This is a genomic window from Xanthomonas sp. 10-10, assembly GCF_040182365.1.
Classification (GTDB): domain Bacteria; phylum Pseudomonadota; class Gammaproteobacteria; order Xanthomonadales; family Xanthomonadaceae; genus Xanthomonas; species Xanthomonas arboricola_F.
Window position 1 is genome coordinate 3,602,289 of sequence record NZ_CP144460.1, and the last position, 15,201, is coordinate 3,617,489.

Genomic DNA, 15,201 nt, shown 5'->3' on the forward strand with positions numbered 1-15,201 from the left:
AGATGCGTGCGCTGTACCGCGCCCGCTGCCGGTTTCATCGCTGGACCGACCACAGCCTACGCGTCGCCACGACGCATCGAACCCACTCGCCTGGCAGTTGCTTGGTCGGAATGCAGGTACGGGTAGTGCGAGTGCGACGACCGGTCATTGCATCCGGGAGAGCGGAGGTTCGAGCAATCACACCGCCGGGCGACGACGGGAAGATCCTGCATGAGTTCCGCCAGCGACACCGCTATCGGCACAGTCTGGAATCATCGCCGCCTCTAAGGCGGTGAGCGGGTGAGCGGCGCGTCCGACGCACAGGACCCATCGATTCGCCGCAACATCCCTTTAAGCCATCGCCGGTCTGGCACTGCTGTTGTCGCTGCCAGCACGGCGCCAGACCCACAGCGCGCCGTCTCGCAGGCGACATCGCCTCAAGGGCGGCTGGCAGTCGCGTGCTGCATCGGGCCTGGCCACGGTACGGTGTCGCCCAATAAAAAAGCTCCCCCCCCGCTGGGCGTCGGGGAGAGAGCTCGATGTTTACGGCGATCGGGTGTTACAAATCAGATCAGCGGTGCCGGAGTTGCGGGCAGCGCGACCGGAGCGGCCTTCTTCTTGCGAGCGGCCGGCTTCTTCTTGGCGACCTTCTTCACAGCAGGCTTCTTGGTGGCGGACTTCTTGGTCGCCTTCTTCGCTACTGCCTTTTTGGCGACTTTCTTGGCGGTCTTCTTGACGGCCTTTTTGGCGGCAGTCTTCTTGGTCGCCTTTTTCGCGGTCTTCTTCACTGCCTTCTTGGCGGCAGTCTTCTTGGTTGCCTTCTTGGCAGTCTTCTTCACTGCCTTCTTGGCGGTCGCCTTCTTTGCAGTCTTCTTGACGGCCTTCTTGGCAGCAGTCTTCTTCACTGCCTTCTTGGCGGTTGCCTTCTTAGCGACCTTCTTGGTCGCCTTCTTGGCAGCGGTCTTCTTCACTGCCTTTTTGGCGGTGGGTTTCTTTTTCGCAGCTTTTTTAGTGGCCATGTAATTGGCTCCTCGTCAGTGAACTATGGAGTTGAAACGCCCAGTTGAACCAAACCCCGCGCCGGCATGCCGTCGTCGGGTACCGTCCGCAGGTAATGCGCGACGGGACGGATACAGAAACACCCGCATCGAACGGCGACACGGGTGCGTGGTCGAAACGACAACTGCTTTTCTGGAGAGAAGCGGACCCGACTCCACCTTTGAGCGTGCTTCGGTGGACGTCTTGAACAAGCGTGTCGGCTCGATGTCGATTCTGCTCACTCTCTTTCGCAGCAATGTCTGCTGGGCGAAACCTAATCACGCTTTTTTTTACTGTCAACACTCTTTTGCAATTTTTTTTCAGCAGACCATCGCCACCTTCGCCATCGAGGTCCGGCAAGTACACCGCGCGCAGCCCGCCGCGCGGGCTCGCAGCACGCGCCCACGCCACAGCGCCTTCAAAAAAGCGCTTCTTTTCCGCTGTTTTTCTCAACCGCTCCAAATCTGCAAGCCATCGCCGCCGGCAACACTGCGGCGACACGCTGCACGTTGCGGCATCGTCCGCCGCCTGTCCGCCAGCTGAAAATTTTTTATCCGGCAACTCCACTTCCGGCGTCGCACAAGCAGAAATGCGCAAACTTATTGCGCTGTTCGATCGCCATGCACGCGCGCTTGCGCATCGCCAGCAGCATGTCGCACGACATCGATCCGTCGTCGGCGCGCGTTGCACGCGTCGATTTTTTTCACCGAACACACGCCGGATCCTCACGAACGACTCACGTCAGAAATCCGACGCGCCGGCATGCAGGTGGTGGTGCGTCGACACGTCGGGCATGGATGCCACCGCGCGCGTCGCATCAAGTCATCACCAACCGCCTTGCGGGCGTCCGGTCGTCAGCGCATGCAGGCGACCGTGCAATCGTCCATCCGATCACGCTCGCGTGCGCACATCACAACCGCGTCAGCGGCAGCGCACCCAAAAAAAATGGCCGCTCTGCGAGCGGCCATCGGTGTGCAGCAAGGACGACGGACTCAGTGGTCGTCGTCTTCCAGCAGCTCGGCGTAGTCGTCCGGCGACAGCAGGTCGTTGAGCTCTTCCTTGTCGTCGAGTTCGACCACGAAGATCCAGCCTTCGCCGTAGGCGTCTTCGTTGATGGTCTCGGGCTTGTCGCTCAGCGCGCTGTTGACCTCGACGACGGTGCCGCTGACCGGGCTGTAGACGTCGGAAGCGGCCTTGACGGACTCCACCACCGCCGCACCGTTGCCGGCCTGCACGGTATCGCCGACGCCGGGCAGTTCGACGTAGACCAGGTCGCCCAGCAAGCCCTGCGCGTGGTCGGAGATACCGACGGTTACGCGGCCGCTGCTTTCGACGCGGGCCCACTCGTGGGATTTGAGGAACTTGAGGTCGCCAGGGATCTCGCTCATGGGTGTGCTCCGGGGAAACTGGGGTTGGGGACAGGTGGTTAGTTTAGACCGCGCGACAAGGCAGGTGCACGCGCGTCGGCAGGGCCAGGTTGCATGCGGTGGCAGGATGCCGGCCGACTGCGGCCGGCATCAGCCGGACTCATTCGCCAAGGACGCCGGGCTGCGCCTGGCCATCGCGCACGAACGGAAACTTCACCGCGCGCAACGGTACCTGCTTGCCGCGGATGTCCACGCGCAGATCGTCGATGCTGCCGGCCGGCACGCGTGCGAATGCGATCGCCTTGCCCAGCGTGGGCGAGAACGTGCCAGACAGAATCTCGCCCTGGCCGGCAGCGGTGAGCACGCTCTGGCCGTGGCGCAGCACTCCCTTCTCATCCATCACCACGCCGATCATCTGCCGCGGTGCGCCTTGCGCCTTTTGCGCTTCGAGCACGGCGCGGCCAATGAAGTCGCGGCCTTCGTCGAGCGCGATGGTCCAGGCCAGCGCGGCTTCGTACGGGCTCACTGCATCGTCCATGTCCTGCCCGTAAAGATTCATGCCCGCTTCCAGACGCAGCGTGTCACGCGCGCCAAGACCGGCCGGCTTGACGCCCTGTGCGAGCAACGCATTCCAGAATGCGACTGCCGCGTCCTGCGGCAACACGATTTCAAAACCGTCTTCGCCGGTGTAACCGGTGCGCGCAAGAAACAGATCGATGCCATCGCGCGAGCGCGTCTGCAACGCGGCGAAACGGCCGAGCTTGCTCGCTGCCGTGGCGCCGGCCGGATCGAGCAGGTCGATGACCTTGGCGCGCGCATTGGGGCCCTGCACTGCGATCATCGCAAAGTCGCCGCGCTCTTGAACGCGCACCTCGAAGCGTGCGGCCTGTTCGCCGATCCACTGCAGATCCTTTTCGCGGGTGGCGGCGTTGACCACCAGACGGAAGAAGTCTTCGGCCATGAAATAGACGATGAGGTCGTCGATCACCCCGCCCTGCGGATTGAGCATGCAGGTGTACAGCGCCTTGCCCGACACCTTGAGCTTGTCCACCGAGTTGGCGAGCAGGTAGCGCAGGAATTCGCGCACGCGTGCGCCGTGCAGGTCGACCACGGTCATGTGGCTGACATCGAACATGCCGGCATCGCGACGCACCTGATGGTGTTCGTCCAGCTGCGAGCCGTAGTGGATCGGCATGTCCCAACCGCCGAAGTCGACCATCTTGGCGCCGAGCGCGCGATGGGTGTCGTTGAGGATGGTCTTCTGGGTCATGGGCGCCGGTCCAAGGGAAAGATGCCCATTATCGCCGCCCTGCCGTCGTTGCGGGTAACCGTGTCTGCGCGCAGGCGCGGCGATCACCGAACGATGCAAGCCGGCAAACGCACGCCGCGCTGCAGCAATGGGCGACCGGGTGGCACGCCCTGTCCCGGCGATCAGCTGCTGGATTGCACCAGCAAGGTCATGCCATCGACGCCGACGATGCGCACCGGTGCGCCGGCGGGCAGGTCCGGACCGCTGACCACCCAGAACGCATCGTCGACCTTGGCACGACCTCGGCCATGGTGGATGGCTTGATCGAGCAGCACGCGGCGGCCGATCAATTGCTCGGCACGCTTGTTGAGCAGGGGGCGATCGCTCTGCCGGCCCTTGCCGCGAAACCAGGTGCGATAGACCTGCACCGACACGAAGCTGAGCACCACGAACGCCACGATCTGCCCCAGCAGCGACATGCCCGGCAACGCAAGCACGAGGGCGCAGACGGCGGCGGCGGCGATCCCCATCCACAGCAGGAACGCCCCCGGCACCAGGGTCTCTGCAGCGATCAACAGCAGCGCCAGCACTCCCCAGATCACAACGTCCCAGCGCATCGCTCAGCCTCCGGCGCGCGGCGGCATCGGCGGCACGCGCACGGTTGGTGCGTCGGGCTTGCGTATCGCTTCCTTGGCCAATTCGGCGATGCCGGCGATCGAGCCGATGATGCCGCTGGACTCCATCGGCATCAGCACGAACTTCTGGTTGGGCGCGGTGGCCAGCGCCTTGAACGCCTCCACATACTTCTGCGCGACGAAGTAATTGATCGCCTGCACGCTGCCGTTGGCGATCGCATCGGACACCACCTGGGTGGCACGGGCTTCGGCCTCGGCCAGACGCTCGCGCGCCTCGGCGTCGCGGAAGGCGGCCTCCTTGCGGCCTTCGGCTTCGAGCACGGCAGCCTGTTTCTCGCCATCGGCGCGCAGGATTTCCGATTGACGCGAGCCTTCGGCCTCCAGAATCTGCGCGCGCTTTTCGCGCTCGGCCTTCATCTGCCGCGCCATCGAGTCAATCAGGTCGCGCGGCGGCTGGATGTCGCGAATTTCGATCCGCGTCACCTTGATGCCCCACGGGTTGGTGGCCTGGTCGACCACGTTCAGCAACTGCGCATTGATGGTCTCGCGCTGGCTCAGCGATTCGTCCAGATCCATCGAACCGATCACGGTGCGGATATTGGTCTGCACCAGCGCGATGCTGGCGATCTCCAGATTGGAGACTTCATAGGCGGCCTTGGCGGCGTCCAGCACCTGGAAGAACACCACGCCATCCACGCGCACCACCGCGTTGTCCTTGGTGATGACGTCCTGGCTGGGAACGTCGAGCACCTGTTCCATCATGTTGATCTTGCGCCCTACGCCGTAGACCACCGGCACCAGAAAGTGCAGCCCCGGACTCATGGTATGGGTGTAGCGGCCGAAGCGCTCCACCGTCCACTGAAATCCCTGCGGCACCATGCGCACGGTCTTGAACAACACGATGACGCCGGCAACCAGAACGGCGATGGCCAAAAACGAAGTCGGAAACATGTGCATCCCCTTGCATGTGACGAGTCGATCCCTGCCACAGTATGCACGCGCACTGCCCCTCGCCGGCTCGGAGGCTGCAGTGCAGGGATACGCTCGCGCGCCCTGCCGTGCCGGGCGGCGAGTGCCTCAGCGTACGCAGATCACGCGATGATCAGGCTCAGACAGTGCGCGGGGCGAACATGATGACGGCCATGCCGAGCAGACAGCAGGCGGCGCCAAGCAGGTCCCATCGGGTCGGGGTGATGCGGTCCACCCACCACAACCACATCAGGGCGCTGGCGATGTAGACCCCGCCATAGGCGGCGTACACGCGTCCGCTGGCAGCCGGATGCAGGCTCAACAGCCACACGAAGATCGCAAGGCTCAGCGCGCTGGGCAGCAGCAGCCACGCACTGCCGCCTTTTCGTAGCCATAGATAAGGAAGGTAGCAGCCGACCAGTTCGGCCACTGCGGTGGCGACGAACAGCAACAGCGTGGTCAGCGCAGCGCTCATGCGCCGATTGCGGCGCCGGTACTTGCCACTGCGGCGGCGGACTCGTCGCGCTTGACCTGTCGCCACAGCGCTTCCTGCGCGTCTAGCGACAACGCATCCAGGGGGGTGCCCTGCGCATGCGCATGGGCTTCCATCGCACGGAAGCGCCGTTCGAATTTCAGATTGGCATGCCGAAGCGCGGCACCCACATCGACCTTGGCATGCCGCGCGAGATTGGCGCAGACGAACAGCACATCGCCCAGTTCGTCTTCCAGGCGCGCCTGATTGTCGGCGACCGGTCCGCGCGCGAATTCCACCCGCAGCTCCTTCACTTCTTCTTCCAGTTTTTCCAGCACCGGCGCCGGGTCGGGCCAGTCGAAGCCCACCCGCGCCGCGCGCGACTGCAGCTTGGTGGAGCGCTGCCACTCCGGCAGGCCACGCGCGATGCCGGCCAGTGCGGAGTCGTCCTGCTGCCCTGCGGCACGGCGTTCTTCGCGCTTGATCTGGTCCCAGTTGGCGCTTACCGCCTGCGCATCGTCCACCGCCTGCGCGGCGAACACGTGCGGGTGACGGCGAACGAGCTTGTCGCTGAGCGTGGCGACCACGTCGGCGAAGTCGAACGCGCCCTGTTCGGACGCCATCTGCGCATGGAAGACCACCTGCAGCAACAGGTCGCCCAGCTCGTCGCGCAGCCCCGGCAGGTCGTTGCGATCGATCGCGTCGGCAACCTCGTAGGCTTCTTCGATGGTGTATGGCGCGATGCTGGCAAAGCTCTGCTCCACATCCCAGGGGCAACCATGTTCACGGTCGCGCAGGCGCGCCATCAACTGCAACAGGCCTTGGATATCGCCGGTGGACGGAGTCTGGAGCATGGTCTATTCCTGAAGCGATCTTGGAAGGCGCATCCGCGCCGGGATCTTCTGCGCATTGCGGTATCGCGCGTGGCAGCAAGCCCGGCGCGCGATGCCGCCGCAGTGTACCGGTCGGCCGATGCGGACCCTGCGCGTGCGCAGTACCTGCCATGCAACACGCGCACGGCAGGCGGACATGCTCAGGCCAGCCAATCGCGCCAGGGCAGATTGGGATCGCCCAGCGCGATGAAGTCGCCATTGAGCAAGGTGTCGCGGCGGTTGTAGCGGAACGGCTTGCCGGAAGCGCCGGCCAGCAGCACACCGCCGGCTGCGTGCAGCACGCATTGTCCGGCCGCGGTGTCCCATTCGGAAGTGGGCCCGAAGCGCGGGTAGACATCCAGGTCGCCTTCGGCAATGCGGCAGAACTTCAACGAGGAGCCTTGCGCCACCACGTCGATCTGCCCCATGCGCTCCAACGCAGCGGCGGTGCGCGCATCGCGGTGCGAGCGGCTGGCGGCAACCCGCAAGGGGCTGGCAGCCGGCATGCGGGTGTGCAGCATTTCGTCGCGATCGCCGTCGCGGCGGAAGGCGTTCTCGCCGCGTGCGGCGTACCAGACCCGGCCATCGACCGGTGCCTGCACCACGCCCAGCACCGGCGCGCCCATGTGGATGAGTGCGATGTTGACGCTGAACTCGCCATTGCGTTTGACGAACTCGCGGGTGCCATCCAGCGGATCGACCAGCCAGTAGCTGGTCCAGTACTGACGCTCTTCCCAGGCCATGTGCGCAGACTCTTCCGACAGCACCGGCACGTCGGGCGTGACCCGGCGCAGGCCGTCGACGATGACGCGATTGGCGGCCAGGTCGGCCTGGGTCAGCGGGCTGGCATCGTCCTTGATCTCCACCGCGAAGTCCTGCGCGTACACCTGCATGATGGCCTCGCCCGCTTCGCGGGCAATGGCGATCACGGTTTCGCGCAATTCCATCGGGATGCGGATCATGGGTTGCGCTCCAGCCACTCGCGCGCAATGAACAGGGCGGCCAGCGAGCGGCCTTCGGAGAAATCTTCGCGCAGCATCAATTCGTCCAGACGTGCGATTGGCCAGGGCACCACTTCCATCTCTTCCGGCTCATCGCCGACCAGGCGCTCGGGGTAGAGGTCGCGCGCCAGCACCAACCAGGATTGGTGACTCATATAAGTAGGAGCGAGCGTCATCGCGCGCAGCACCTGGACCTGCCGCGCACCGTAGCCGGCTTCTTCCTTGAGCTCGCGGTCGGCCGCCTGCTCCGGCGTCTCGCCGGCATCGATGCGCCCCTTGACCAGACCCAGCTCGTAGCGATGCACGCCGGCGGCGTACTCGCGCACCAGCAGCACGGTGCTCTCGTCGAGCATCGGCACCACGACGACGGCACCGTGGCCCTGGCTGAGTTGACGTTCGTAGAGGCGGCGCTGCCCGTTGGAAAACTCCAGATCCAGCTGCTGGCGACGGAACGGCCCGTCGCCCAGATCGGTGATCTTGTGGATGGTCGGCAGACGCGGGCTCATGCGTGGCACGCAGCCGCGGAGCGGACCGATAGAATAGGCAGATGCATCGACATGTTCATGAGCCCGAAATCCTAGCAGACCCTGCAGCCTCCGAAACTGCCGAACATTGGCGGCAACGCGATCTTGCCGTGCTGTGGCACCCGTGCACGCAGATGCGCGAGCATCCGCACACGCTTCCGCTGGTCCCCATCGCCGGTGGCCAGGGTGCGTGGCTGATCGGTCACGACGGCCATCGCTACCTGGACGCGGTGAGCAGCTGGTGGACCAACCTGTTCGGCCATGCCGAGCCGCGCATCGGCGCAGCCATCGCGCAGCAGGCCGGCACCCTGGAGCAGGTCATGCTGGCCGGCTTCACGCATGCGCCGGCAGTGCAACTGGCCGAGCGCCTGCTGGCGATTGCGCCGCGCCAGCCCGACCGAGCGCCGCTGGCCAAGGTGTTCTATGCCGACAATGGCTCGGCCGGCGTCGAGGTGGCCTTGAAGATGGCCTTCCATTATTTCCACAACAGCGGCGAGCATCGCCGCACGCGTTTCATCGCACTGGAAAACGGCTATCACGGCGAGACCATCGGCGCGCTGTCGGTGGGCGACATCCCGCTGTATCGGCGCGTGTATGCGCCGTTGCTGCTGGAGTCGATCTTTGCGCCCTCGCCCGATGCCTACCTGGCCGAGCCGGGCCAGAGCGCGGAAGACTACGCGCTGCAGGCGGCCGATGCGTTGCAGGCACTGTTCGAACAATCGCCCGGCGAAATCTGCGCGTTGATCCTGGAACCGCGCGTGCAGTGCGCCGGAGGCATGCGCATGTACCACCCGGCCTACCTGCGCCGTGCGCGCCAATTGTGCGATGCGCATGGCGTGTTTTTGATCGCCGACGAGATCGCCACCGGCTTCGGACGCACCGGCACGCTGTTCGCGTGCGAACAGGCCGGTGTGATGCCCGATCTGTTGTGCCTGTCCAAGGGATTGACCGGCGGCTTTCTGCCGCTCTCGGCGGTGCTGGCCACGCAGCAGTTGTACGACGCGTTTCTGGACGACTCGCGCGAGCGCGCGTTTCTGCATTCGCACAGCTACACCGGCAACCCCCTGGCGTGCGCGGCGGCATTGGCGACCCTGCAGATCTTCGCAGACGACGACGTGATTGCGCGCAACCAGCACACCGCCGCGCGCATGAGTACCTTCGCTGCGCAGATCGGCGAGCACAGCGCAGTGGCGGACGTGCGCCAGGCCGGCATGATCGTGGCCTTCGAACTGACCCAGGGCGGCGACAAGCGCACGCCCTTCGCTGCCGCGGCACGGGTCGGGTTGAAGGCGTATCGCGCGGCGCTGGAACGCGGCGTCGTGCTGCGCCCGCTGGGCGACGTGCTGTACTGGATGCCCCCTTACTGTGTGGACGACGCGCAGCTGGCCTTGCTTGCCGCGACCACCCGCCACGCCATCGAGGAGGCCGTCGCATGCGCCTGACCCGCTCCTATGTCGCATTGCCGCTGCACTGCGACCAGGAAGTGACCCTGCCAGAAGAGTCCGCCAATCATCTGCTGCGCGTGCTGCGCCTGCGCGAGGGCGATGCCTGCATCCTGTTCAATGGCGATGGCAGCGACTACCACGCACGCATCACCGTGGCCGGCAAGCGCGAGGCACGTGCACTGGTCGAGCGTGCGCAAGCGTTGTCCAACGAATCGCCCTTACGCATCACGCTACTCCAGGGCATCGCACGCGGCGAAAAAATGGACCTGATCCTGCAGAAGGCCACCGAGCTGGGGGTTGCGGCCATCGTGCCGGTCAACGCCGAACGCACCGAGGTCAAGCTCGATGCGGTGCGCATGGAAAAACGCCTTGCGCATTGGCGCAGTGTGGTGGTGTCGGCCTGCGAGCAATCCGGCCGCGCACGCGTGCCGACCGTCGCAGCGCCGCTGGGCTTGCACGAGGTGGCGCAGGCCAGCGACCCGCAGGCGCAACGGCTGACCCTGGACCCGCAGGGTGAGCATCGTCTGTCCACGCTGAGTGCGAATGTCGACCAGGGGCTCATCGTGGCGATCGGGCCGGAAGGCGGTTGGTCGCCACGTGACCGCGCCACGCTGGCCGATGCCGGCTTCACCGGCCTGCAATTGGGTCCACGCATCCTGCGCACCGAGACCGCCGGACTGGCGGCCATTGCGGCGTTGCAGGCGCGATTCGGGGATCTTTAGGTTCGACGAGCCGTAGGACATTGCGGCCGACGACGCGAAGTGCGGGACATGCATTGCCTCGTGAGACCGGACGTTTGTCGCGGCCAGCAACCCGCGTAGGAGCGCGCCTGGGCGCGAGAAGCCTTACCGGGAAGGCCCAGTCGCGCCCAGGTGCGCTCCTACGGGATGCGGTGATGCGATTGCCGATCGGCCCGATACGGCGACACTGGAATGACCGCAGTGACGTGAAATTCCGGGCCCACGCGTAGGAGCGCACCGGATGATTGTCGCGGCCAGCAGCCCGCGTAGGAGCGCACCTGGGCGCGAGAGGCATTATCGGTAACGCCCAGTCGCGCCCAGGTGCGCTCCTACGGTGTAGCGCCGCGCGTCAGCGGCCGTGTTGCAGAAACCAGCTGGCCGCGCCGATCACGCCTAGCTGGCCGTGTTCGACGATGCTGACCGGCACCTGTTCCAATGCGGGCCGCAGCGTGCCCTTGTCGAGCAGGCGGGCAGCGAAGTCGCTGGCGGCGATGAACCCGGCGATCTGCGGCAGGAATCCGCCGGCCAGATAGACGCCGCTGCGGATGCCATAAAGCAGCATCATGTCTCCGACCACGCTGCCCATGAACCCGCAGAACGCCTGCAGCGCATCGCGCGCGAGCGCGTCGTTGCCGGCCAATGCGGCGGCGGTGACATCGGCCGGGCCCTGATGCACCGCGTTCTCGCCACGCAGCGCCGCCAAGGCAGTGTAAAGATTCAGCAGGCCCGGACCGGACAGCAAGGTTTCGGTGCCCACGTGCCTGCGCGTGCGGCGCAGCTCCTGCAGCAAGGCCACTTCCAGATCGCTGGCAGCGGCGAGCGCGGCATGGCCGGCCTCGGTCGGCAACACCATCGGGGTGGCGCCATTGGGAATCCACACCGCCGCGCCCAGCCCGGTTCCGGGACCGAGGACCAGCGCCGGGCCAGGTGCGCCCTGGGCGGGACCGGACAGCTGCATGACCTGATTGCCGGTCATGTAATTGGCTGCGTAGGCGACCGCTTCGAAATCGTTGACCAAATGCAACGCCTGCATGCCGAGCTGGCGGCGAATCTGTTCCGGCGCCAATACCCACGGCAGGTTCGCGGTGATCACGCTACCGTCTTCCAGCGCATAACCGGCACTGGCGATCACACCGCGCCGCACCGGCGCGCATCCCAGCTCTGCAAAGAACGCGGACATGATCTCGGCCAGGCCCGGGTAATCGGCGCAGCGGTACTTGCGATAGTCCAGCACCGTGACCGGCTTGCGCGCATCGGTGCTTGCGCAGACCAGCGCAAGGCGCACATGCGTCCCTCCCACGTCTGCGGCAACGAAGGTGTCGGGGCGCGGAAAGGCCACCGCGTCCATTGGGCTGCTTGCGCTCACGCATTCTCCTGATAAGTGGCAGCGGGCTGGCGTCATGTCCCGCTGTCCGACGAACGGCAGTGGGTAGACAACGTTGTCAGTAATCGCCTTGTAACGCAACTGTGGCGACCACGGTCGGCGTGATCTTCCGCACCACCCATCATCCACGAAAAATCCGCACGCATCACGGAGATTTCCGCACAAAAAACGAGTCTCCACGACTGGAACGCCATTTAGCCATTGAAAGCGCCAATTGCGCACGCGGGGCATGGCTGCATGTGTGCGCAACCGCTCAGCCACTTCCGGATTTACGTCGCAAAAAATGCTGCATTGCAGCGCAATCGCAGCCACATCAGAGATCTGTGACGATGTGTTGACAACGCTGTCAACGCTACGCGAGACTCGATCCAAATCGAGGTTCTGGCAGGAGGGGCCGGAAACTGTTCGGTAGTTGAAGAACGGCGCTTCCCTCGCCTGTCACCCCAGATTCGCGAGTGGCGCGTCATCCGACGTTCGACTCGCCGATGTCGCATTCGCTTCACCGCTTCACCACACGGGGGACACCTCCTCTACCACGCGAATCGACGCCACCTGCTGCCATTGCGGAGCCAAGGAGTGCGATCACCGCGATCGGTCAGGGCGTGTTGTTTTGCCGGCCACGCCGAGCGCGTGACGCCTTCCAGAGGCGGCGCGCTCACAGCACTAACCAACGAGGTTTAGCCATGCACAGCCGCACCACGACGTTAGCACTCTGTATCACCGCCGCTCTGTACTGCTCCGGCTCTGCAATGGCTGCCGGACAAGAACAACAGGCTCCTGCCGCCACACCGTCGGCGACCACCGAGCTGGATACCATCACCGTCACCGGTTACCGCGCATCGCTGGAAAAGAGCCAGTCGGTCAAGCGCTCGGCCAACTCCATCGTCGATGCGATCAGCGCCGAAGACATCGGCAAGTTCCCGGATATCAATGCGGCCGAATCGCTGTCGCACCTGCCGGGCATCAGCGTCGACCGCCAGTTCGGCGAAGGCGAAAAGGTCAGCATCAACGGCACCGACCCGGCCTTGAACCGCGTGCTGCTCAACGGCCAGACCATCGCCTCGGGCGACTGGGGCGGCAACCCGACCGACACCAGCGGCCGTACCTTCAACTACACCCTGCTGTCGCCGGAAATCATCGGCCTGATGGAGGTCTACAAGACCCCAGAGGCGCGCATCGACGAAGGCTCGATCGGCGGCACCGTGATCGTGCACACCCGCAAGCCGCTGGACCTGCCCAAGAACACCATCCGCGGCTCGGTCGGCTACAACTACAACGACCGTTCGGAAGAAGGCAATCCGCGCGGCTCGGCGCTGTGGAGCTGGAAGAACGACGACGAAACCTTCGGCGCGTTGATCTCCGCCACGCATGACAAGCAGGATCTGGCACGCGCCGGTATCGAATACTTCGGCTACACCACCGGCGCCAACATTCCCGCCAGCGCCACCATCACCGGCGACGGCAGCGATGTGGCCACCGCCCGTGTACCGGCCGGCATCAACAGCGCGTTCTTCCAGCAGACCCGCGAACGCAGCGGCGTGCAGGGCGCGTTGCAGTGGAAGCCGAACGAGCAGAACGAGTTCAACCTGACCGGCCTGTACATCAAGGGCAAGTACAACAACTTCAGCGAATCGCGTTACGTCTGCCCGGCGTGCAACAACGACCTGCAGAAGGTCACCAGCGCCAATGTGCAGAACGGCGTGGTCACTTCGGCGACCTTCGGCGATGGTGCCGCGGGGCAGCCGTACGCACAGCTGGACGCGAACTACCGCGAGAGCACCGTCACCACCAAGAGCCTGAACCTGCGTCACGACTGGTCGGGCGAGAAGTGGGTGTTCACCACCCAGGTCGGCGACACCAAGGCCACCGGCGGCAAGAACCCCGAGTACCTGATGAAGTTCCTGATGACCGACGGCGGCTACAACTATGCCTTCGACGGTCAGAACACCGCGGTGAACTACGACAACGGCGGCGCCTCGAACTGGACGCTGCCCGGTTCGCCGGCCGGCCTGCCTGCCGGTTCGCAGGACTCCAGCGCGATGCAGGCCGGCGGTATCTTCTATCAGAAGAGCACCGACGAAGAGAAATACTTCCAGTGGGATGCGGCCCGCGATCTGGAGCTGGGGCCGTTCACCAAACTGCTGTTCGGCTACAAGTACATCAACCACAACAACGGCGTGGATGCGCGCGGCAACCGCATCAATACTACCGATGCGATCTCGCTGACCCAGTTCAATCCGGGCACCACCCCGAGCGGTCTGTACGACGGCCTGGGCGCAAGTGGCGACCTGACCACCTGGCCGACCGCCAGCCTGAACTCGATCCGCAACTATCTGCTGTCGCAGCCGCAGGGTCCGTACCGTCCCGATTACGGCTCCTCGTTCGAGGTGAAGGAGATCACGCAGAACTTCTACACCCAGTTGAACTACGAGACCGGCAAGTGGCGCGGTAATGTCGGCGTACGCCTTGTCGACACCACCGACAAGTCGCTGTACTGGCAGACCGCCGATGGCGGCACCAACTACTCGCGCGTGGCCGAGAACAACGACTACCGCAAGGCGCTGCCGAGCTTCAACATCGCCTACGACATCACCGACGACGCCGTGCTGCGCTTCTCGGCTGCCAAGGTGATCGCACGTCCACGCTATGGCGATCTGGCCGGCACGTTCAGCATCAACAGTGCGAACGGCAATCTGACCGCCGGTGGCGGCAACCCGGATCTGAAGCCGTATGAGTCCACCAACTACGACCTTGCTGCGGAGTGGTATTTCGCGCCGTCCAGCATGCTGTCCGGTGAAGTGTTCTATCGCGACATCAGCTCCTACATCGTCAACACCACCAGCCAGCAGCAGTTGACCGATCCGATCAGCGGCAACTCCGGCATCTACACGGTGACCTCGCCGATCAACGTCTCCGATGCCAAGGTCAAGGGCGTGTCGGTGAACTACCAGCAGTCGCTGGGTCTGGGCTTCGGTGTGCAGGCCAACTACACCTTTGCCGAATCCGATTCGAGCTCGGGCCTGAATTTGCCGTACCTGTCGCGCGACACCTACAACATCATCCCGTACTGGGAGCATGGCGACTGGATGGTACGTGTGAACTACAGCTTCCGTTCCAAGTACTTCACCCAGATCGGCCGCCTGGCCTCGCAGGACTTCGCAGACAGCTACAAGCAGCTCGACCTGACCGCCTCGTATCAAATCACCGATTACATGGGCATCACCTTCGGCGCGACCAACCTGCTGGATTCCACCTACCGGCTGTTCAGCAACACACGCTCGACCCCCACGGCGTTCTACAAGAACGGCCGCGGCTATCAGGCCCAGCTGAACTTCAAGTTCTGATGTAGCACCGGCGCGCCACCGACCCTCCACGGTGGCGCGCTTTTTTTTGAGTTGTGCGTTGCATGCAGCGCACCGCTCGATGTTTTACCAAGGAGTGGTACTGGCCACGCCCCTTCGCGGTTGAGGGAGCATGGCCAGGCCCGCTTTTGCCATCCACGCACGGTTGCAGCATCGCCGGCGCG

The 15,201-nt window shown here is 64.6% G+C and carries 13 protein-coding genes and 1 pseudogene; 4 read left to right on the top strand and 10 right to left on the bottom strand.

What is annotated here, in order from left to right; genetic code table 11:
* Positions 1-545 precede the first annotated feature (545 nt).
* Positions 546-998, bottom strand: a complete 453-nt coding sequence (locus VZ068_RS15190; protein ID WP_259151974.1) for a hypothetical protein — start codon at positions 996-998, stop codon at positions 546-548.
* Between the two features lie 223 nt (positions 999-1,221).
* On the opposite strand from VZ068_RS15190, the gene VZ068_RS15195 reads away from it, so the two are divergent.
* Positions 1,222-1,560 carry a hypothetical protein gene (locus tag VZ068_RS15195; protein WP_349655761.1) on the top strand — a complete coding sequence of 113 codons (339 nt, stop codon included), beginning with the start codon at positions 1,222-1,224 and terminating at the stop codon, positions 1,558-1,560.
* A gap of 449 nt (positions 1,561-2,009) precedes the next feature.
* Here VZ068_RS15195 and gcvH read toward each other — a convergent pair whose 3' ends face one another.
* The 8 genes and pseudogenes from gcvH to nudE form a co-directional block, all read right to left on the bottom strand.
* The gene (gcvH, locus tag VZ068_RS15200) at positions 2,010-2,405 is read right to left on the bottom strand and encodes a glycine cleavage system protein GcvH (RefSeq protein WP_046964845.1); all 396 of its coding nucleotides are present in this window, start codon (positions 2,403-2,405) and stop codon (positions 2,010-2,012) included.
* Positions 2,406-2,544: 139 nt separating this feature from the next.
* A complete protein-coding gene (gcvT, locus tag VZ068_RS15205) occupies positions 2,545-3,654 on the bottom strand; it encodes a glycine cleavage system aminomethyltransferase GcvT (RefSeq protein WP_259151976.1) in 1,110 nt (369 codons plus the stop codon).
* A 161-nt stretch (positions 3,655-3,815) separates the two neighbouring features.
* Entirely contained in the window at positions 3,816-4,250 is a 435-nt protein-coding gene (locus VZ068_RS15210) for an NfeD family protein (protein ID WP_259151977.1), read from the bottom strand.
* A gap of 3 nt (positions 4,251-4,253) precedes the next feature.
* Positions 4,254-5,219, bottom strand: a complete 966-nt coding sequence (locus VZ068_RS15215) for an SPFH domain-containing protein (protein WP_349655762.1) — start codon at positions 5,217-5,219, stop codon at positions 4,254-4,256.
* A 157-nt stretch (positions 5,220-5,376) separates the two neighbouring features.
* On the bottom strand, positions 5,377-5,712 hold the full coding sequence (locus VZ068_RS15220) for a YnfA family protein (protein WP_259161616.1): 336 nt from the start codon (positions 5,710-5,712) through the stop codon (positions 5,377-5,379).
* A 41-nt stretch (positions 5,713-5,753) separates the two neighbouring features.
* Positions 5,754-6,563, bottom strand: a pseudogene (gene mazG / locus VZ068_RS15225) (nucleoside triphosphate pyrophosphohydrolase); the annotation flags it as partial.
* A gap of 179 nt (positions 6,564-6,742) precedes the next feature.
* On the bottom strand, positions 6,743-7,543 hold the full coding sequence (gene cysQ, locus VZ068_RS15230) for a 3'(2'),5'-bisphosphate nucleotidase CysQ (protein WP_259151981.1): 801 nt from the start codon (positions 7,541-7,543) through the stop codon (positions 6,743-6,745).
* Entirely contained in the window at positions 7,540-8,088 is a 549-nt protein-coding gene (nudE, locus tag VZ068_RS15235; protein WP_039423334.1) for an ADP compounds hydrolase NudE, read from the bottom strand. Before nudE ends, cysQ begins: the two co-directional genes overlap by 4 nt.
* A gap of 41 nt (positions 8,089-8,129) precedes the next feature.
* Between nudE and bioA the strand changes: the two genes are divergently transcribed.
* Together bioA and VZ068_RS15245 are read left to right on the top strand one after the other, a co-directional pair.
* Positions 8,130-9,548, top strand: coding sequence for an adenosylmethionine--8-amino-7-oxononanoate transaminase (bioA, locus tag VZ068_RS15240; RefSeq protein WP_349655763.1), 1,419 nt, complete (start codon positions 8,130-8,132; stop codon positions 9,546-9,548).
* Positions 9,539-10,273 (top strand): 16S rRNA (uracil(1498)-N(3))-methyltransferase, encoded by a 735-nt coding sequence (locus tag VZ068_RS15245; protein ID WP_349655764.1) that lies wholly within the window; start codon positions 9,539-9,541, stop codon positions 10,271-10,273. The genes bioA and VZ068_RS15245 overlap by 10 nt, the downstream gene beginning before the upstream one ends.
* A gap of 367 nt (positions 10,274-10,640) precedes the next feature.
* Here VZ068_RS15245 and VZ068_RS15250 read toward each other — a convergent pair whose 3' ends face one another.
* On the bottom strand, positions 10,641-11,639 hold the full coding sequence (locus VZ068_RS15250; RefSeq protein WP_349657723.1) for a glucokinase family protein: 999 nt from the start codon (positions 11,637-11,639) through the stop codon (positions 10,641-10,643).
* 719 nt (positions 11,640-12,358) lie between these two features.
* Between VZ068_RS15250 and VZ068_RS15255 the strand changes: the two genes are divergently transcribed.
* Positions 12,359-15,019, top strand: a complete 2,661-nt coding sequence (locus tag VZ068_RS15255) for a TonB-dependent receptor (protein ID WP_349655765.1) — start codon at positions 12,359-12,361, stop codon at positions 15,017-15,019.
* The last annotated feature ends 182 nt before the right edge of the window (positions 15,020-15,201 follow it).

What these genes read in the sequence shown, in the direction of transcription:
- VZ068_RS15190 (WP_259151974.1), bottom strand. Translation starts at nt 998, where the DNA reads ATGGCCACTAAAAAAGCTGCGAAAAAGAAACCCACCGCCAAAAAGGCA.
- gcvH (WP_046964845.1), bottom strand. Translation starts at nt 2,405, where the DNA reads ATGAGCGAGATCCCTGGCGACCTCAAGTTCCTCAAATCCCACGAGTGG.
- gcvT (WP_259151976.1), bottom strand. Translation starts at nt 3,654, where the DNA reads ATGACCCAGAAGACCATCCTCAACGACACCCATCGCGCGCTCGGCGCC.
- VZ068_RS15210 (WP_259151977.1), bottom strand. Translation starts at nt 4,250, where the DNA reads ATGCGCTGGGACGTTGTGATCTGGGGAGTGCTGGCGCTGCTGTTGATC.
- VZ068_RS15215 (WP_349655762.1), bottom strand. Translation starts at nt 5,219, where the DNA reads ATGTTTCCGACTTCGTTTTTGGCCATCGCCGTTCTGGTTGCCGGCGTC.
- VZ068_RS15220 (WP_259161616.1), bottom strand. Translation starts at nt 5,712, where the DNA reads ATGAGCGCTGCGCTGACCACGCTGTTGCTGTTCGTCGCCACCGCAGTG.
- cysQ (WP_259151981.1), bottom strand. Translation starts at nt 7,543, where the DNA reads ATGATCCGCATCCCGATGGAATTGCGCGAAACCGTGATCGCCATTGCC.
- nudE (WP_039423334.1), bottom strand. Translation starts at nt 8,088, where the DNA reads ATGAGCCCGCGTCTGCCGACCATCCACAAGATCACCGATCTGGGCGAC.
- bioA (WP_349655763.1), top strand. Translation starts at nt 8,130, where the DNA reads ATGCATCGACATGTTCATGAGCCCGAAATCCTAGCAGACCCTGCAGCC.
- VZ068_RS15245 (WP_349655764.1), top strand. Translation starts at nt 9,539, where the DNA reads ATGCGCCTGACCCGCTCCTATGTCGCATTGCCGCTGCACTGCGACCAG.
- VZ068_RS15250 (WP_349657723.1), bottom strand. Translation starts at nt 11,639, where the DNA reads ATGGACGCGGTGGCCTTTCCGCGCCCCGACACCTTCGTTGCCGCAGAC.
- VZ068_RS15255 (WP_349655765.1), top strand. Translation starts at nt 12,359, where the DNA reads ATGCACAGCCGCACCACGACGTTAGCACTCTGTATCACCGCCGCTCTG.